The organism is Pseudomonas sp. P4_B4 (assembly GCF_056402255.1).
The window spans coordinates 354,169-373,552 of record NZ_JBFUHS010000002.1 but is presented as its reverse complement, the minus strand read 5'-3'; the positions used below and the strand labels follow the sequence as shown (position 1 = coordinate 373,552).

The following is a 19,384-nucleotide window of genomic DNA, read 5'->3' as shown; positions in this document are numbered from 1 at the left end:
AGCCTGATTCCTTTTTCTGGTGAAACTTCGTCAGGACCAACGAAGCTCGCCGCTGCAGGCTCAGTGCCATGCATTGGCTTACAACAAATCAACGAGTTATGCCATGGATCTGCGCAGTACGGGTCGCCACTTCGGGCAACCCTGGAAACCGCCGGATGTTATCACAAGAGCCGCCACGCACCTATCCCCCAGATGCGCATGGGAGAGTAGTTAGTTGACCGGTGACAGGCTTGAAGGGGACGAGAGAAGCTTAGAGCTGTGTTGAATGGAGAATTTGTGGCTGATTCGGGCTGATTTGTTGGCTTTAAGGGCCTCTTCGCGGGCATGCCCGCGATAGCGATTAAATAGACACCAGGGCAATCAATGCAGACGCTTACGGCACATCAACTGCGCCATTTTCGCCGTATCCGGGCGTTCGACGATGCCTTTTTCGGTGACGATCGCATCGATCAGGTCCGCCGGCGTCACGTCGAACACCGGGTTAAAGGCATCGACGTCGGCCCCGACGCGCTTGCCACCGACCTCCAGCAACTCGCGACCATCACGCTCTTCAATCGGAATGTCATCGCCACTGGCCAGGTTCATGTCGATGGTCGAACTCGGCGCCACCACCATGAAGCGCACGCCGTGGTGCATGGCGTTGACGGCCAGCTGATAGGTGCCGATCTTGTTGGCCACGTCACCATTGGCGGTGATCCGGTCAGCGCCGACGATGACCCAGGTGGGGCCTTTGGTCTTCATGATATGCGCCGCGGCGGAATCGACATTGAGGGTCACGGGAATGCCTTCATTGGCCAGCTCCCACGCGGTCAGCCGCGAGCCCTGCAGCCATGGGCGGGTTTCGTCGACATATACCTGCTCGATCATACCCTCGATGAATGCACCACGAATCACTCCCAGCGCCGTGCCAAAGCCGCCCGTGGCCAGCGCGCCGGTGTTGCAGTGGGTCAGGATCGCCTGGGCGTTGCCCTGATGCTTGCGGATCAGGTCCACACCCAGTTGGGCCATGGTCAGGTTGGCTTCGCGATCACTTTCGTGAATGGCGATGGCCTCTGCCTCCAGCACCGCCAGCGGATCAGCATTGTCCTTCAGGCGATCAAGCCGGTCGTGCATGCGACCCAGCGCCCAGAACAGGTTGACCGCGGTAGGACGGGAATCGGCCAACAGCATGAAATCCTCTTCCAGCGCAGCGTACCAGTCGCCACCTTCGGCAATCCGGGCGCGGGCCGCCAGTACGATGCCATAGGCTGCGCTAATGCCGATGGCCGGCGCGCCACGCACCACCATCGAGCGAATGGCCTCGGCCACGCCAGCAGCGCTGGTGTAAGCAATCCAGGTTTCCTCGAACGGCAAAATACGCTGATCCAGCAGATGGAGAGCGCCATCACGCCAATCGATGGCCTTTACCTTTTCCGCAGCCAACAGTCGATCGCGCATCCCTCACCCCGCACTCATGAACAAAAGCCGCCGATTATAGCGATCCCCCCGCGAAGACGCTCGGGTATACTTCGCCATCCCTTACAAAAGCACTGGAACCGACCCTCGATGCCGAACACTGCCGCTGCGCTCGACCTGTTATTGCTGCCGACCTGGCTGGTACCCGTCGAACCCGCTGGTGTTGTCCTCAAGGAACATGGCGTGGGCATCCGTGATGGACGCATCGTGTTTATCGGCCCACGTTCCGCCGCGCTGAAGCTTAACGCAACCGAAACCCGCGAATTGCCCGACATGCTGCTCAGCCCAGGCCTGATCAATGCACACGGGCACGCGGCGATGACGCTGTTCCGTGGCCTGGCCGATGACCTGCCATTGATGACCTGGCTGGAAAACCACATCTGGCCCGCCGAAGCCAAGTGGGTCGACGAGGACTTCGTGCGCGACGGCACGGATTTGGCCATCGCCGAGCAAATCAAAGGCGGCATCACCTGTTTCTCTGACATGTACTTCTTCCCGAAGGTTGCCAGCGAGCGCGTGCACAACAGCGGTATTCGCGCGCAGATCGCGATTCCGATCCTCGATTTCCCGATTCCGGGCGCCGCTACGGCGGACGAAGCCATTCGTCAGGGCGTCGAATTGTTTGGCGATCTCAAACACCACGAGCGCATCAAAATCACCTTCGGCCCCCATGCACCCTACACCGTGGGCGACGAAAACCTGGAAAAAATCAGGGTGATTGCCGAAGAGCTGGACGCATCGATTCACATGCACGTGCATGAAACGGCGTTTGAAGTGCAGCAATCGGTCGAGCAGCGCGGTGAACGACCGCTCGCCCGACTGGCGCGCCTGGGCTTGCTGGGGCCACGCTTCCAGGCGGTTCACATGACCCAGATCAGCGAAGAAGACCTGACGCTGCTGGTAGAAAGCAACAGCAATGTGATTCATTGCCCCGAGTCAAACCTGAAGCTGGCCAGCGGGTTCTGCCCGGTCGAGCGTTTGTGGGAGGCCGGGGTCAATGTCGCGGTCGGCACCGATGGCGCGGCAAGCAACAATGACCTGGACCTGCTCGGCGAAACCCGCACCGCGGCCCTGCTGGCCAAGGCTGTCGCCGGCTCGGCCACCGCGCTGGATGCCCATCGCGCCTTGCGCATGGCCACCCTCAACGGTGCCCGGGCACTGGGTATCGAGGCCGAAGTCGGCTCGCTGGAAATCGGCAAAGCGGCGGACATGGTGGCTTTCGATCTCTCCGGCCTGGCCCAGCAGCCAGTCTACGACCCGGTTTCGCAGCTTATATACGCCACCGGCCGGGACTGCGTGAAACACCTTTGGGTTGCCGGCAAGCAGTTGCTCGACGACCGTCGCCTGACACGCCTGGATGAACAACAGCTTGGCACTGTCGCGAGGGCCTGGGGCCAGCGCATCAGTGGCCGCACCGAATCGTAAGCACCCTGGAACGCAATCCGGGGCAACAGGATTTTTCAAGTTTTAGAGGACTTAAACCATGAGCAACGTCGACTACGCCGAAATCGCCAAATTCGAGGCCCTGGCCCATCGCTGGTGGGACCGCGAAAGCGAATTCAAACCGCTGCACGACATCAACCCGCTGCGGGTCAACTGGATTGACGAGCGGGTCAACCTGGCCGGTAAAAAAGTCCTCGACGTCGGTTGCGGCGGCGGCATCCTCAGCGAAGCCATGGCTCAGCGCGGTGCGACCGTGATGGGTATCGACATGGGCGAAGCGCCGCTGGCGGTTGCCCAGTTGCATCAGCTGGAGTCGGGCGTGAGCGTCGAATACCGGCAGATCACCGCCGAAGCCCTGGCCGAGGAAATGCCGGAGCAGTTCGACGTGGTCACCTGCCTGGAAATGCTTGAGCACGTGCCGGACCCGTCGTCGGTCATCCGTGCCTGCTTCCGCATGGTCAAACCCGGCGGCCAGGTGTTCTTCTCCACCATCAACCGCAATCCGAAGGCGTACCTGTTCGCCATCGTCGGCGCCGAATACATCATGAAGCTGCTGCCGCGCGGCACCCACGACTTCAAGAAATTCATCCGCCCTTCCGAACTCGGAGCCTGGAGCCGCTTGGCCGGCCTGACCGTCAAGGACATCATCGGCCTGACCTACAACCCGCTGACCAAGCACTACAAACTGGCGGCCGACGTGGACGTCAACTACATGATCCAGACCCTGCGCGAGGAGTAAGCCGATGCCAATCAGAGCAGTTCTTTTCGACATGGACGGCACCCTGCTCGACACCGCGCCGGACTTCATTGCGATCTGTCAAGCGATGCGTGCCGACCGTGGCTTGCCACCGATGAACGAAAAGCACATTCGCGACGAGATTTCCGGCGGCGCCAAGGCGATGGTCGCGGTGACCTTCGCCATGGACCCGGAATCGCCGGGTTTCGAGGAACTGCGCCTGGAGTTTCTGGAGCGCTACCTCGTCGGTTGTGCAGTCCACAGCAAGCTGTTCGACGGCATGGGCGAACTGCTGGCGGACATCGAGAAGGCCAACCTGATCTGGGGCGTGGTCACCAACAAGCCGCTGCGCTTCGCCGAGCCGATCATGCAACAGCTGGGGCTGGCTGAACGCTCGGCGCTGCTGATCTGCCCGGATCATGTGAAGAACAGCAAACCGGACCCGGAACCGCTGATCCTCGCCTGCAAGATGCTCGACCTGGACCCGGCCAGCGTGCTGTTCGTCGGCGATGACCTGCGCGACATCGAGTCGGGCCGCGATGCCGGCACCAAGACTGCTGCGGTGACCTTTGGCTATATCCACCCGGATGACAACCCGCGGCATTGGGGTGCGGACGTGGTGGTCGATCATCCGCTAGAGTTGCGCAAGGTGCTCGATAGCGCGCTTTGCAGCTGCTGAGCCAGATAGCTTGACGTGGGCACCTGCTTTTGTGGCGAGGGAGCTTGCTCCCGCTGGGCCGGACTGGCGCTCCAGCGCGAAGCGGCCCCTCTGCCTCTGCATGCGCTGACTCAGGCACCGTTATTAAAGGATTTACGACTGCTTCGCAGCCGAGCGGGAGCAAGCTCCCTCGCCACAGGTATGCGATGCCTGCCTAGTATTGGATTGTTGTGAGGTTTATATGTTTGATTACTCCGCTCGCCCCGAACTGCTCAAGGATCGGGTCATTCTGGTCACAGGCGCAGGACGCGGCATCGGCGCCGTAGCGGCAAAAACCTACGCGGCCCACGGCGCAACCGTGCTGTTGCTGGGCAAGACCGAAGCCAACCTGACCCAGGTCTACGACGAAATCGAAGCCGCCGGCCATCCACAACCGGCGGTGATCCCGTTCAACCTCGAAACCGCCCTGCCCCATCAATACGATGAGCTGGCGGCCATGATCGAAAGCGAATTCGGGCATCTCGACGGCCTGCTGCACAATGCTTCGATCATCGGCCCACGCACGCCGATCGAGCAGCTTTCCGGCGAAAACTTCATGCGGGTCATGCAAGTCAACGTCAATGCCATGTTCATGCTCACCAGCACACTGCTGCCGCTGCTCAAGCTGTCGCAGGATGCCTCGGTGGTGTTCACTTCCAGCAGCGTCGGCCGCAAGGGACGTGCGTACTGGGGCGCTTACGGTGTCTCCAAGTTCGCCACTGAAGGCCTGATGCAAACCCTGGCTGACGAAGTCGATACCGTGGCCCCGGTACGCTCCAACAGCATCAACCCGGGTGCTACCCGCACCAGCATGCGCGCCCAGGCTTACCCGGGTGAAAATCCGCTGAACAACCCGACGCCCGAGGAGATCATGCCGGTCTACCTTTACTTGATGGGCCCGGACAGCACCGGTATCAATGGCCAAGCGTTCAACGCCCAGTAACGACCGCACGTCGCTTTTTAGTGCCGCGCCAGCTTCCTGTCGCGGCACTCGAAGGCTCTCGGGTTCGAGCCAGGCACCTGTCAAACAAACGTCACACGCTGCGCTACACAGGTAGCAAATAAACAACAACCCGTTGATTTAACACAGCTTTTATTCTGATGAACCGAATGGCACGACTTTCGCTCTAAGTTTGCTCAGACACGCAACGTGGAAGCAGACGGGGTGAAGCTTGAGTGCAGAGATTACTCATCTTCTACAAAGCGGATTAAACTTGTACGAAATGTCCTACGGGACTGACGGACCAGTACGACGCGCAGCCCTAAGCCGCTCTCACCCTGCTTGTAAGACAGCCTTACTGCTTAGGGGCGCACGCCTTATGAAACCACCTTCCCAGACCAACGCAATTGACTTCGATAGCGCCAAATTGCAGCGCCTGGGCTTTGGTCAGCAGCCGCCTCTTCTGGAAAGGCCTGTCAGTCTTGCGCAATTGCGCCAGCAGCTGAGCCTGCAGTTGCAAACCAGTCTGGAGCCGCAACGCATTCTTGGGACTTTCTATCGCGAGATTCAGCGATTGGTGCCGTTGGACGCCTTGTGCTATCTGCACAAGAGCAGTGACCTGCGCCTGGAGTTCGGCCAACGCGGCCACCATTCCATCAGTTACAGCCTCAGCCACGAAGGCGAACACCTGGGTGAGCTGATTTTCCGTCGCAATCAGCGTTTCAGCGAACAGGAACAGGGCAATCTCGAATCACTGCTGGCCGCGCTGCTTTTCCCGATGCGCAACGCGCTGCTTTACCGTACCGCCACCCAAAGCGCACTGCGCGACCCGCTGACGGGCACCGGCAACCGCATCGCCATGGACCAGACGCTGCAAAGGGAAATCGAGCTGTCCCGGCGCCATCTGCAACCGTTGTCGGTGCTGATGCTGGACATCGATCATTTCAAGCAAGTCAATGACACCCATGGCCACAGCACTGGCGATGACGTGCTCAAGGCGGTCGCCGCCACGATCAAAAACCAGCTGCGCAACGTGGACATGGTGTTCCGCTATGGCGGTGAAGAGTTCCTGATCCTGCTGTCCAATACCAGCCGCGAGGCCGCGGCCATGGTCGGTGAGCGGCTGCGGTTTGCAGCGCAGTCTGAAGAGTACCTGGCCGATGGTCATACGATCCTGCTGACGGTCAGCCTCGGCTGTTCGACCCTGTTGCCCGGCGAGTCTGCCGAAAGCCTGTTGCGACGGGCAGACAGCGCGTTGTATGTGGCCAAGCGCGAAGGTCGTAACCGGCTGGAGATGGCAGGCTAATTTTTCAGTCACACACAAACCAATGTGGGAGCGGGCTTGCTCGCGAATGGGATCTGACCTTCAACGATGATGTTGACTGACAGTCCGTATTCGCGAGCAGGCTCGCTCCCACAGTTGTTTTTCAAGCAGCGATTGAATCAGCCTTCGGCCAGTGCCATCCGCTCACGCACGACTGGCACCCGCTCTGCGTGCTCCAATTGCATGCAACGTTCGAGAAACAGGTGCATGTAGTCGTAACTCTTGCAAACGGCCTGGCGCAGCTCCACCTGCAGGGATTTGCTCGGGTTGGTGCCCGCCAATGTGCAGATGATTTCCAGGGCTTCCCATGGATGGGCATCGTCGTACTGGGCATGCATCTTCAGCCACTTCATCGCCCGCTTGCGATCTTCCTCGGGGAACGAGGCGGCGTAGGTACCGTTGGAACAAACCACCGCCGACCATTCCCCGGTCGCCCCTTCAATGGCGTAGTTGGTAGCGGCAATCGCAACGATCAGCGAGTCGGCTGAACTGGTGTGCCAGCACCAATGGCTCAGGGCGTGAAGCTCGGGGGGAACCTGCTGAGCCTGCAAGTCTTCCAGGCTGACACCGTGCGCGCGGCTCCAGTGCACCCAGTAGTCGGCGTGGTTCAATTCGACGCGGATGTTGCGCATCAGCCAGCGACGGGCCATGTCTTCGCCCGGATGACGGGCAAAGCGTGTCTTGGTCAGGTTTTGTGCCATATACAACGCGAACTGTTCGACCACTGGCCAGCCACCGATCAGGTACTGGCGCATGGTCTTTGCACTGAGCTTGTTGTCTCGCATGCGTTGGTACAGTTCGTGTTCGACAACCCGGCGCTTGCTCTCGCTGCAATCCTGGATCAGGCGCTGGGCCCAGGCAGGATAACTTGCAGCTTCCATGAGCGGTCCGGTTCGGTTGAATGTGTCGATCACTGTCGAGCTCCTTTTGATTGTGATTGTGAGACCGGCAGGAGTTTCAACGGAACGTGCCAGGCGCCTTGAACAACAGCGGCTGAGGCCTGGCAGGACGACTCAGCAAGCTATCGCAGGTAAACAGCTGCGGGCGTTCAATCACATACCCTTGAGCGTAATCCACCCCGATCTCCAGCAATGCCTGCTCGATCTGGGGTGTTTCGACAAACTCGGCAATCGTGCGTTTACCCATCACATGGCCAATGTGATTGATCACTTCGACCATGGCGCGGTTAATCGGGTCGTCCAGCATATCCTTTACGAAACTCCCGTCGATCTTCAGGAAGTCTACAGGCAAATGTTTCAGGTATGCGAATGAGGACATTCCGGCACAAAAATCATCCAGTGAAAAATGGCACCCTAAGCCTTTGAGTTCATTAATGAATCGGATGGCGCTGCCAAGATTTGAAATAGCGCTGGTTTCAGTAATTTCAAAACAAATCATTTCAGGCGGAATTGAATACGTCACAAACTGTTGGCGCAAGAAGCCCAGGAACGCATCATCCCCGATCGTCGTGCCTGACAGATTGATCGCACACATGGCCAGCGGCCCGGGGCCTTGCTCGGCCCGGCATTGAGCAATAATCTTGAACACGTTCTGCACCACCCAACGATCAAGCGAGCTCATCAGGCCATAACGCTCGGCAGCCGGAATGAAGCTGTCAGGCAAGATCATCCGCCCGGCTTCATCATGCAATCGCAGCAGAATTTCAATGTGCCCGCAGCCCTTATCGACATGACCCAAGGGGGCAATTTCCTGGGCGTACAGGCAGAAGCGGTCCTCCTCCAGCGCCATGTGCAAACGCTGCACCCAGGCCATTTCGCCGAAGCGCAGGGACAATTCCGAGTCATCCGGATGATAGACCTGGACCCGGTTCCGGCCCTTTTCCTTGGCCATGTAGCACGCCATGTCGGCAGCACGTAGCGAGGTTTCGAGCGTCGTCGGATTCTGTGCGACATGGACCAGCCCGATACTGACAGTGGTCACGAAAGGCCGGCCCTTCCAGACAAAATGCAGATTCTGCACAGTCTGGCGCAGGCTCTCGGCAATTTTCTCCGCCGCTTCCGGTGCGCAGTTTTCCAGCAGGATGCCGAACTCGTCGCCGCCCAGGCGCGCCAGGGTATCGCCTTCGCGCAGCCCGGATTGCAACAAGGCACAGATATGCCGCAACAGTTCGTCGCCCGCCGCATGGCCGCAGGTATCGTTGACCAGTTTGAACTGATCCAGATCGAGGAACATCAGGGCATGGCGACCCGCGTAGCGGGTCAGGTTGTGCAGCGCCTGTTCCAGGCGATATTCGAATTCTCGGCGGTTGGCAAGCCCGGTCAAGGCGTCGTGGGTCGCCTGCCACGACAGATTGGCGATGTATTGCCGCTCCTGGGTCATGTCATGCAGCACCAGCACCGTACCGCTGACTTTGCCAGCATTGCGGATCGGCGCGCCCACCAGCGTGACCGACACCGTGCTGCCGTCCAGGCGTTGAATCAGCTTGGAGTGTTCACTGCCGCCACTGAGCTGGCCGCTCAGAATATGCTCGATCAGGGTGAACCCATCGGTCTGGGCATTTTCGTCCAGCAGGTTGAACAGCGCCGCCAGCGGCAACCCTGTCGCCTGCTCGGCCTTCCAGTGGGTCAACGCCTCGGCCGCCGGATTCATGTAGGCAATCGCACCTGATACATCCGTGGTGATCACGCCGTCGCCAATCGATTGCAGGGTGATCTGCGCCCGTTCTTTCTCCAGCTGCAGCGCATCAGCGAAGGCATGGCGCTGCTTGAGCAGTTTATGGGTGCGCATCAAGGCCAATGCAATCAAGCCCAGGGCGGTGGCGAGGTTGGTCACCAGCAACAGTCGCAGGATCATCCGCGAGCCTTCGCCCAAGGCATCGCTGAAGGCCTTCGCCGCCGGTGTCACACTTTCGTTGATGTCGAATATCTGATCCTTCCAGTGCTTGATATCGGCATCGGTGGCCTGCCTGGTGGTGATGCGCTGATGCATCTCCCGCGCAATGGCATCGAGTTGCACCAGATAGGCGTCGCCCACCCTCCAAAGGTCGATGGCTTTCTCGTGGTAACTGAAGTGCCGGAAATTCAGGTACAGCCAGATCACACTGGTGCTGTCATCCGGATGGTTGCCGCCCTTGAGGATCGCCACACGTGCCGCCTCGATGTTCGGCGGCCGATGATCCAGCGCCACACGCAACTCATGCCCGCCCTGGGGCACGGAAATGGCGTTCTGGTATTTACGAAAAATCGCTTCGTCGCCGCTGTCGGCATAGAGGTTGAGATAATAGATGGCGTCTTTCTGGCCCTTGGACCACAGGCTTTCGCCGGCAACATAGCCGCGAACCGCCGACAGCACGTAAAGGCTAACGCCGCCCAACAAGGCTTGAAACACCACAACGGCGATAAATGGCCAGACGATGCCCAACAACCGTGGCGTTCCGAGAGTCCGCGTTTGATTCATGTGGTCCCTTGCATTAGCACTGCCTTCTCGTCTTCCGGACGAAATCGCTTTAGCTAGACTAGGGGGCGATATCGCTTCCGGCAAGCCAGACACGGTACAACATGCACTACATATGTACCGCATCCGCAGCGAACAAAACTTTGAGACTGGCGGCTCTCATCCATTGAAGAGTCGCTTTCTCATGCAAACTGCAACTGCTGCGCCCACCCTGGCTCAACGGCATGCCGGCCAACAGGCCGAGTACGGGGCAATACTGACCGCGTTACGAGCCGTAAAGGCGAAAGCCTCGGACCTGCGTGGTTACTACCTGTCAACCCTGGCAGATTCGCCCCTGGCCCTTGAGTACGAACACGCGAAAACGCTTCTGCTCGCATTGTTCGAAGATAGCGGTGACAACGCTCTGTCTCAGCATCTTCGACCACTTAAAGGACTACTGACGGAAGTCAACGGTATCGCCGATCAGTGTGTGTTCTCGACGACCCGCAAGGATGGCACCGTCGATACACACATAATCCAGGATGTAACAGGTTCCACCAGAGAGATTCGAGCCTTTCAACGAACGCTTGTGGACATAGGTGGACACATACGCACCGACAGGGTGTTGCCCCTGTCGCAGGTCCTGAAGTATTACGGTCTCGCATTGCCAGCTGTACAGAATACGGACTCCCTGACCCGACTGATTGAAGAGGTGGATGAAAAACGCGCCATCCACCGATTGAACCTTGAACAGGGGCTGCAAATCAGTGTTCTGATAGAACCGCACGATCACACTGCGATTCACGACGTCATCAGCGAAGTTCTCACAGATGAGGCCGGCTCCGTCATCGACGCCCTGGCCAGTGAGATCGCGCCCCCCATGACACCACAGCAACTGGCCACCCAGCCCACCGCCTGCATTGAGCGCTTGCTCGACACTCCAAAGGCACAAGACCTGGCCAAACGCCTGCTGGAAACACTCAATTGGTACGGCGGCAGATCCGATGAAAAAACGGTGCCGGACATCGGCGCAAAGCTGCTGCTGGAAGCGTTGCGACTGTGGTACGAACTGCCGCACCCCGATCCGTCCCGGAAAATTGCCGGCTATCAATTGCAACAACGCGCCAACCAAGGCAAAAGCTACGCGGATATTCTCAAGCACTTCCGGCAACACCTGGAGGACTCACTTCGCACGACAACGCCGACCGAAACAGCGCTGCTGGGAAGGCTCTGTCAAACTGGGTTTCCAGTTGAATTTCAGGTGCGCGACATTCCTCACGACTTGCCCTATGCCACTTCTATCGTATGGGTCAATTTCGTTCACGGCGCCCATCTCGCTCATGCACTGGACCCCACCCTGCTGCAACGACTGACCTTCCAGCAAATCACCGATCTGCCGTTGAAGAAAAGCCAGAACGCCAGCGACGCCCTGCTCCAGTTGATCGCCCTGACGCGTATTCCAGCGGCGTTTACCTGGGCGCAGGCGACCAGTGCAGTGGAAGCGAGCGCGCAAACTGGCGATGTTCAGGAAAGCAGACTGAAAGCCTTGCAAGCGCTGGAGGACCACAAGGCACAGTTGAACGAAGCTATTGTCCAACTCGATATCGCACCCCCAAAACGGTTGAAGCTGGCGGAACAACAATTGGAGTTGGCATTGGCCAGCGAGTTTCACATGGACCCACTGAGCATCCGCGTGATGCGCGACCTGTACCGGTCGGGCAGGCGCGTTGAGCGCAGCCTTCTGGATACCCCGGACGTACCGCAGAAAACCTGGCCGTTGCCGGAGGTATACGCCTCGGGCGGCTTGAGCCCCGATCGCAAGTGGTACATCAGTAGTGACGGCAAAACCGCGGGGCATTGGATCAGACTGTCCTCTGACCGCAAGTTTGAATCAGGTGTGGCAGATCCCGCTGTTCGCCATAGCCTTTCGTTTCCAGACAACCGCACCCTGCCGGATATTGACGCTCTGTTCGACGAGCAATTCAATAGCTACCTCGCCAAATCAAAAGCAGCCTACGAAGGCCTGATCAAGAGTCTGTTGGTCTCACTGCCGTGGGACGATCGCAAGGCGCTGGAGCAGGGTGAAGTCAGGGTGCTCAGCCTCCGGGACGAAACCGGGCGCAAGGCTGAGGAAGAAACCGCAGCACACACGCTGCCGCTCAGGGCGCGCATGGGGTTTGTGCTGCAAGCCACTTACGGGAACGCCGTGCGCTTCTATGAGTGCCTGCCCCGTGCCGGCGTCATACGACCGCGCCCCGATGTGACAACCGCGCATGTCGGGGGTGTCCGTGGCAAGTTTTTGTTCCGCAACCGCCTTGTCGAGGAGGACTATGACTACTACATCGCCATACTCGCACGCCCCCTGCCATTCGACCGGGATGCCCATACAACCGGCACACCTGCGAAATCAGGAGCCAGCTGTAACGCGATCCTTGACCCACTCGGCGACGTCCTCCCCCCTACTCCAACGCCGTCGGCACATCACGACATTTCTCCCAATCTCACACTGACTTCTGCCCGTACGCGGCAAATTGCCTCCTTCATCGCAACCCACCTGTTTTATGTTGATGAACAGAATCTCCGTCGCGAAGCCTTGGGCGTCACGCAGTTCGAACGCGACCGCGACGAAAAACACTGGCTTCACAACCTCAAGGGATTCGTACCATTCTGGGGTAGCATCGAAGACCTTCAATCGGACCAGTTTGGTGATCGGGTCCTCGGCGCGATCGGCCTGGTGCTCGATATCGTGTCATTTGCGGTTCCCTTGGGTAAGTTCGCCGCAGGAAGCATCAGGCTGGCCGCGCGAGCCGGCGGATTGGGGATTCGCTCGACGCTGCCGCGAATGGTGCGGTTGTCCGGCAAACTGTTGACTTCGAGCTTGAAGAACCTCAACCCCCTGGACGGCTCCGTGGATCTGCTGCGGCTCACTGGCAGGGGCATAAAAGGAGCAGGACGTGCAGTCGTCTATCTGGAAAAAAGGGCGATGTTCCAATTGAAAAAACTCGCCGGCAAGGCCGATAGCTATGACTTTGTCAGCAGCCTGCCCCAGGTAACCGAACCGGGACGCTGGAAACCGCTGACGGACGCCGACCAGTTAGCCATCGTCAAAGGCATCGAAGATGTCCCCGTGCAAAAGATCGACGGCCACCATTACTTGCTTGACCCCCTGTCCACCCGCCCCTATGGCCCTCGGCTCTCTCCGCAGAACCATGAACTGTCACTCGGTCGCTCAAGCTACGGCACCGTGAAAAAAACCGACGACCTGGTCTTCGTCGAACTCCCGGAACAGGCGCACGCACGCTACCAGTTCGACATCGATGGGCGCACGACAGTCTTCATCGACGACGTCCCCTACCGCCTGGATGGCGAAGAGTTGCGCCGCGTCGAGATGATCGATGACAACAGCCTCTGGTCACGGATACCGTGCCGACCAAGCCGCGCACCGGACAGTCCCGGCGATTGTCGTGCGAGCTATGTGAGCGGCGAACCGGCACCCACACCGCCGATTGGCACGATCGACAAAACCAAGGGTTATGCACCCTGGTTTGGCGACCGGATATCCGACGCCGCGGCATTGCCAGGTCATGAAGGTTCGTTTTTGGCGGTCGATGCCAAGCTCTATCGAATCGTGGACGACAGACCGACATTGTTTACCGGAAACCTGGCCCGTTTGGGCATCCCGGGCGGCAGGCTGGTGCCAAGGCAGCAGACCCAGGCCACGCTGCAGTTTCGCAAAGGCATTTTTGCACGCATCAAAGTTGACGGGACGTATGACGGGCTCAACGATTCGCAACGGGTCGGCGCGGTTCTCGTGCCTGCTGTCGATGAGTCTGCCGATTATGCGTTTTTCCGGGTCAATACCCGGGATTTCTACATGACGACGATTCCCAAAGGCCAGAAACCGCCTGTTACGCTGACTTTCAAGCGCCTGCAACCCGCCGAGATGGCCGAAGGAACGCTCGGGGCAGAGTTGTTGACCGTGTACGAAGGCGGGTTGATGGCCAACAACAACGCGCGCATCCACAAGCTCGAAGACATCGAACGCGCCATGACCACCATGGAAACCATCGCCATCCCCCTCGGCACCACCTCGAATCCACCCGCGAACATGAAGTGGCTGAAAGTGGACACCAGCCCCGGAGAGGCCTTGATGTACGATCACCGGACCCGAATGATTGTCGCGCAGCGGCCGGAAGGCGCTGCATCGTGGACTCGCAGCAAAGAGGCTTCCCAGGCGTTGCGGCAAAAAACGGCAGAAGTATTCGATACCCTGTTCCTGTCGCCGACCATCAACCCCAGGAATGCGGATGCTGCATTGCGAATCGACAGCGCGATGCAGAAACTGCAAAACCTGTTGCCCAGATACGAACGCCCGTTTAATGCCAGGAACATTGCCTATGCCGACGTTACTACCGCGAACGGTAAACGCGAGGTCTATGTCAGCGTGTCGGGCGCCCGGGGCTCCACCACCCGACTACCATTGTTCCGTCATCTGGGTGCCAACCATGTACGGATCGGTGATACGACCTACATCAACATTGATTACAGTCTGACGTTTCCCAAGACGTCGCTGGACGTGACAACCGAAGGCAACCTGCTGGCCGTGCCTTTGACGATCAAGAACATCGGCAAATACCATCCGTCAATGGCCGCCCGCCCGACGTCACTGGACAGCGAAAGCAAGCTGATCCGCGTGCTTCGCGAGAAGTACCCCGACTCCGAAGAGCTGCGCTCCGTGGACATCGCCACGACCATGCGCCCTTGCGAGTCATGTTCCATGGTGATGAAAGAGTTCGGCCATGACGGCGGGGCAGACGCGTTGAAAGTGTTGTGGTCCTGAATTACAACTGCTGCAAATGCCCATACAGCTTGGCGTACAGCCCACCCTCGGCGATCAGTTGCTGGTGGTCGCCGTCCTCGGCAATTTGCCCGCCGTCGAACACCAGCACACGGTCAGCCTGTTTTACCGCCGAAAGACGGTGGGCGATGATCAACGTGGTGCGGTTGCTCAGGAAGCGCGCCAGGGCCTGGTGCAGGTTGTATTCGGTGGCGGCGTCCAGTGCCGAGGTGGCCTCGTCCAGAATCACCACCTTGGGTTCGGCCAGCACCATCCGGGCGATGGCCAGGCGTTGACGCTGCCCACCGGACAAACGCACGCCTGAGCGCCCGACGATGCTGTCCAGGCCATTGGGCAAATCCCGGACCGTGCCGTGTAATTGGGCGATTTCCAGTGCCTGCCAGCAGGCCTCGTCACTGCGCTCGCGGCCCATGGTCAGGTTGGCCCGGATGGTATCGTTGAACAGCGCCGGATGTTGCAGGACCACGGCAACATTTTCCCGCACGGTTTCCAGGCCGATCTCTTGCTGGGTCGAACCGCCGAAGCGAATGGTTCCGGCCAACGGCGTGTACAAGCCCAGCAGCAGTTGCACCAGCGTGCTCTTGCCGCCGCCACTGGCGCCGACGATCGCGACCTTTTCGCCAGGGGCGATGGACAGGTTCATTTTGTTCAGGACCAGTTCATCGCCGTAACCGAAGCTCAGCCCTTGTACTTCCAGCCCGACCGTCTCGCGACCGACGAAAGGGTCGACGCCGCCCGGGTATTCGGGCTCATCGGCTCGGGACAGCAGTTCATTGATCCGCGACAGCGCACCACCGGCAGCGTAGTAGGCATATTGCAGGTTCAGCAGTTGTTCCACCGGACCGATCATGAACCACAGGTAGCTGAACACCGCGAGCATCTGGCCGATGGAAAGGTCGGAAAACAGCACGGTGAGCATGGCCGCGGCCCGGAAAATATCGATGCCGAACTGGAACAGCAAACCGCTGGCCCGGTTCGACGCATCGGTTTTCCATTGCGAATTCACCGCATAGTCACGCACGTCCCGGGCGCGTTGCCCCAAGCGACCGAGGAAAAAACCCTGGCGGTTGCCGGCGCGAACTTCCTGGATGGCATCCAGGGTTTCGGTCAGCGCCTGGGTAAAACGCGAAGTGCTGTCGTTCTCGAGTTTCTTCAGGTGCTTGACCCGCTTGCCCAACTGCACCGTGGCGTAGATCACCAGCGGGTTGAACAGCAGAATCAGCAATGCCAGTTTCCAGTGCATCCACACCAGAATGCCCGCCGTGCCGACCAGGGTCAGCATGGCCACGAGGAAACGGCTGAGGGTTTCACCGACGAATTTGTCCAGCGTGTCCAGGTCGGTGACCAAATGCGTGGTCACCGTGCCACTGCCCAGGCTTTCATATTCGCCAAGGGAAATGCGCTTGAGACGCTCGATCAGGCGAATGCGAATGCGGTAGACGATGTCCTTGGCCAACCCGGCGAACAATTTCGCCTGCACCACGTTGAACAGCAACGCCATGCATCGCAGGGTCAAGGTCACCACCAGCATCAGGCCGATGTAGCCCGCGGCTTTCTGCCAGCCTTCGGGCAGCGCGTGGTTCATGATCTTCAGCGCGGCATCACCATGCCCCAGCAACACCTCGTCCACCAGCAACGGCAGGAGCAAGGGAATCGGCACGCTGCACAAGGTCGCCAGCACGGCCACGCCGTTGGCGATCCACAGGGATTTCTTGTGATGCAGGGCCAGGCGGCGGATTTCCGCCCAGCTCAGACGGTCGACACGTTTAGCGGTAGCAACATCATCGGGCAGGTCATGCACAGGCAGCGCGCTCCAGCCAGCGGCCGAGCAGCGGGGACAACTCGCTCAACGGCTGATAACCATTGGTCAGCAACGCCAACTGCCCATTTCGCTCAGCCAGCAACGTAGGAAAACCGGCGATGCCCAGGTCCTGGACCCAAGTGAAATCGGCAGATGTCGCGGCGTGCGTATCGGCACGGTCGAACGCGGCGGCGAATTCAATTCGCGGTAGACCGGCCTGCTCTGCCAGCTCCACCAGGACACTGGCGCGCGTGACATCGCGACCTTCAGCGTAAAAGGCGTGCTGAATCAGCCCGAGCAGTTTCCACGCACAATCCGGCGCCAGGTTGCGTGCAGTCACCAGCGCCCGGCAGGCAGGTTCGGTGTCGTAGACAAAACCGTCAGGCAACGCGCCTTCGCGCTTGAACGGCTGGCCGGTAGCCTCGGTGACCGCCTGCCAGTGTTCAAGAATGTAGCGCCGGGTGGCCGGCTCCAGCGCGGCGCCACTGCCGGTGCGCAAACCACCCACCACCAGATGCACGTCCACACCGGCGGCCGCCGCCTGCTCTACCAATGCGTTTGCAACCGGAGCAAAGCCCCAGCACCAGGAACACATCGGGTCCATCACATAGAGCAGGCGCGCAGACATGGTTCAGGCCTCGGAGGATGCTTGCTTGTAGTTGAAGCCGATCGGGTGAGGCTGGTTACGAGCCTTGGCCAGTTCGATCTGCTTCTGCCGGTCGATCGCACTGCGACGGGTCTTCTCACTCAGCTTATCCCAGCAATGCGGGCAACTGATGCCGGCCACGTAATGCTCGGACGCGCGGTCTTCCACGCTCACCGGCGTGCGGCAGGCATGACATTGATCGTAGTCGCCTTCGCTCAGGTCGTGACGAACGGTCACGCGGTTGTCGAACACGAAGCAGTCGCCCTGCCACTTGGTTTCTTCCTGCGGCACCTCTTCGAGGTACTTCAGGATGCCGCCCTTGAGGTGAAAAACCTCACCGTAGCCCTCGCTGAGCATGTAGCTCGAGGCCTTCTCGCAGCGGATGCCTCCGGTGCAGAACATCGCGACCTTCTTGTGCACGGCCGGGTCGAAGTTGGCTTTGATGTAATCGGGAAATTCGCGAAAACTGGTGGTTTTCGGGTCGATGGCGCCTTCGAAGGTACCGATCGAGACTTCGTAATCGTTACGGGTGTCGATCAACAGCACTTCGGGGTCGCTGATCAGCGCGTTCCAGTCCTGCGGATCGACGTAGGTGCCGACCTTTTTGTTCGGGTCCACGCCTTCCACGCCGAGGGTGACGATTTCTTTCTTGAGTTTGACTTTGGTGCGGTAGAACGGCTGATCAAAGCAGTACGACTCTTTATGGTCGATGTCGTCCATGCGCGGGTCGTTCTTGAGCCAGGCCATCAGCCCGTCGATGCCTTCACGGCTGCCGGACACGGTACCGTTGATGCCTTCCTCGGCAATCAGCAGGGTGCCTTTGATGCCGTTGTCGACCATTGCTTGCAGCAGGGGCTCGCGCAGGGCGACGTAATCTTCCAGGGTGACGAACTTATACAGTGCCGCCACGACAATCTGTTGTGTCATGGGTAAATCTCCAGGTGGCTACCCTCGTAAGGGGTGAACCGGATGCGAAAAAAAACGCGCCGGGTTAGCGGCGCGTTGGGCATTCTAACAAAAAGACAGCTTCAAGCGGCAAGCTTCAAGCCGCAAGATAAAACCAGGTCGTGTCAATCTTGCGGCTTGCGGCTTGCGGCTGTTTTTACTGCTTTTCTCCGCCCGCACAGGTCGGCGAGGCCGGGGCCGCGTCGATCTGTGCCCATTCCTCTGGCGTGTACGTATGCAGCGCCAACGCATGGAACTCGCCCATCAGCTCGCCGAGCGTGCCGTAGACTTTTTGGTGGCGCTTGACCCGGTTCAGGCCTTCGAACTGCGTACTGACCACCACAGCCTTGAAATGGGTTTGCAGCCCACGGCTATGCATATGGCTCTCATCCAGCACTTGCAGATGCTCGGGCTGAAGCAGGCCCAACGTCGATTCGATGCGTTGTTGCATGGTCATACCGAACTCCGCTTAAGGCTTTTTCTTGGCTGGAGCGGCCGCGTCTTTCGGCGTCAGCTCGGCGGTCATGTCAGCCAACAGCTTGTTGACCACCGGCACTGCGCTTTCCAGCTTGGCCTGGGTCATCTGGGCCGATTGCTGGGTCAGCTGAGGCATTTTTTCCAGGACTTTCTTGCCCAGTGGCGACTGGTAGAACGCAACCAGGTCCTTGAGCTCGGATTCGGTGAAGTTGGTGGTGTAGAGCTTGACCATGTCCGGCTTCAGCTTGTTCCAGCCAATGGCCTGGTCCAGAGCGGCGTTGGCCTTGGCCTGGTAGGTTTCCAGCACGGCCTTTTTCGACTCAGGGGCTTTGGTCTGTTCGAAACGCTGGGCAAACATCTGCTGTACTTGCATGTACACCGGGGTGCCCAGTTTGTCAGCGTGCGCCATGGTCAGGAAAGCCTCGGCACTGGCGTTATGGCTGGCGGTGTCGGCAAGAACCTGGCCGCTGGCGCAGACCAAAGCAACGGCGGTACAGATGGCACGAAGACGAGTCATCGAGTTTCCTTTTCTAGCTGGCGAGGTAAGACCCCAAGGGCGTCCATTCTGCGCCTAAAAAAGTGTGTCGCTCAACCCCAAGCCTTGTCGCACCTGATTTAGAGGGGTTGAATGGTCAAATTCAGACTGATGGAACCACGGCCGTCGATCAC

At 59.3% G+C, this 19,384-nt stretch carries 14 protein-coding genes; 6 read left to right on the top strand and 8 right to left on the bottom strand.

The features are described 5' to 3' along the window. Positions 1 to 360 precede the first annotated feature (360 nt). Complete coding sequence (gene mtnA, locus AC1DVE_RS04030) at positions 361 to 1,437, bottom strand: S-methyl-5-thioribose-1-phosphate isomerase (RefSeq protein WP_223456227.1); 1,077 nt, start codon at positions 1,435 to 1,437, stop codon at positions 361 to 363. Between the two features lie 108 nt (positions 1,438 to 1,545). Here mtnA and AC1DVE_RS04025 point away from each other — a divergent pair, with 108 nt between their 5' ends. The 5 genes from AC1DVE_RS04025 to AC1DVE_RS04005 all read left to right on the top strand — a co-directional run bounded on the left by AC1DVE_RS04025 (position 1,546) and on the right by AC1DVE_RS04005 (position 6,577). After that, positions 1,546 to 2,880: a TRZ/ATZ family hydrolase gene (locus tag AC1DVE_RS04025; RefSeq protein ID WP_223456226.1), complete on the top strand. Its 1,335-nt coding sequence runs from the start codon at positions 1,546 to 1,548 to the stop codon at positions 2,878 to 2,880. A 58-nt stretch (positions 2,881 to 2,938) separates the two neighbouring features. Continuing rightward, positions 2,939 to 3,637, top strand: coding sequence for a bifunctional 2-polyprenyl-6-hydroxyphenol methylase/3-demethylubiquinol 3-O-methyltransferase UbiG (gene ubiG / locus AC1DVE_RS04020; protein WP_223456225.1), 699 nt, complete (start codon positions 2,939 to 2,941; stop codon positions 3,635 to 3,637). Positions 3,638 to 3,641: 4 nt separating this feature from the next. Continuing rightward, a complete protein-coding gene (gene mupP / locus AC1DVE_RS04015; RefSeq protein ID WP_223456224.1) occupies positions 3,642 to 4,313 on the top strand; it encodes an N-acetylmuramic acid 6-phosphate phosphatase MupP in 672 nt (223 codons plus the stop codon). A gap of 220 nt (positions 4,314 to 4,533) precedes the next feature. Next, a complete protein-coding gene (locus tag AC1DVE_RS04010; protein ID WP_223456223.1) occupies positions 4,534 to 5,274 on the top strand; it encodes a YciK family oxidoreductase in 741 nt (246 codons plus the stop codon). Positions 5,275 to 5,650: 376 nt separating this feature from the next. After that, entirely contained in the window at positions 5,651 to 6,577 is a 927-nt protein-coding gene (locus AC1DVE_RS04005) for a GGDEF domain-containing protein (protein WP_223456222.1), read from the top strand. Positions 6,578 to 6,714: 137 nt separating this feature from the next. On the opposite strand, the gene AC1DVE_RS04000 is transcribed toward AC1DVE_RS04005, so the two are convergent. Together AC1DVE_RS04000 and AC1DVE_RS03995 are read right to left on the bottom strand one after the other, a co-directional pair. Then, the gene (locus AC1DVE_RS04000; protein WP_263287547.1) at positions 6,715 to 7,476 is read right to left on the bottom strand and encodes an iron-containing redox enzyme family protein; all 762 of its coding nucleotides are present in this window, start codon (positions 7,474 to 7,476) and stop codon (positions 6,715 to 6,717) included. A gap of 76 nt (positions 7,477 to 7,552) precedes the next feature. Further along, positions 7,553 to 10,012 carry an EAL domain-containing protein gene (locus AC1DVE_RS03995; protein WP_223533257.1) on the bottom strand — a complete coding sequence of 820 codons (2,460 nt, stop codon included), beginning with the start codon at positions 10,010 to 10,012 and terminating at the stop codon, positions 7,553 to 7,555. Between the two features lie 181 nt (positions 10,013 to 10,193). On the opposite strand from AC1DVE_RS03995, the gene AC1DVE_RS03990 reads away from it, so the two are divergent. Then, positions 10,194 to 14,828, top strand: a complete 4,635-nt coding sequence (locus AC1DVE_RS03990; protein ID WP_223456219.1) for a hypothetical protein — start codon at positions 10,194 to 10,196, stop codon at positions 14,826 to 14,828. Position 14,829: 1 nt separating this feature from the next. Here the strand turns inward: AC1DVE_RS03990 and AC1DVE_RS03985 are convergent, their stop codons facing one another. The 5 genes from AC1DVE_RS03985 to AC1DVE_RS03965 all read right to left on the bottom strand — a co-directional run bounded on the left by AC1DVE_RS03985 (position 14,830) and on the right by AC1DVE_RS03965 (position 19,232). After that, positions 14,830 to 16,647, bottom strand: a complete 1,818-nt coding sequence (locus tag AC1DVE_RS03985) for an ABC transporter ATP-binding protein (protein WP_223456218.1) — start codon at positions 16,645 to 16,647, stop codon at positions 14,830 to 14,832. Next, positions 16,640 to 17,242: a DsbA family protein gene (locus AC1DVE_RS03980; RefSeq protein WP_223456303.1), complete on the bottom strand. Its 603-nt coding sequence runs from the start codon at positions 17,240 to 17,242 to the stop codon at positions 16,640 to 16,642. Before AC1DVE_RS03980 ends, AC1DVE_RS03985 begins: the two co-directional genes overlap by 8 nt. A 36-nt stretch (positions 17,243 to 17,278) precedes the next feature. After that, positions 17,279 to 18,220 (bottom strand): oxygen-dependent tRNA uridine(34) hydroxylase TrhO, encoded by a 942-nt coding sequence (gene trhO, locus AC1DVE_RS03975; protein WP_223456217.1) that lies wholly within the window; start codon positions 18,218 to 18,220, stop codon positions 17,279 to 17,281. 175 nt (positions 18,221 to 18,395) lie between these two features. Beyond that, positions 18,396 to 18,695, bottom strand: a complete 300-nt coding sequence (locus AC1DVE_RS03970) for a BolA family protein (protein WP_223456216.1) — start codon at positions 18,693 to 18,695, stop codon at positions 18,396 to 18,398. 12 nt (positions 18,696 to 18,707) lie between these two features. Continuing rightward, on the bottom strand, positions 18,708 to 19,232 hold the full coding sequence (locus AC1DVE_RS03965; protein WP_007997268.1) for a DUF2059 domain-containing protein: 525 nt from the start codon (positions 19,230 to 19,232) through the stop codon (positions 18,708 to 18,710). Positions 19,233 to 19,384: the final 152 nt, after the last annotated feature.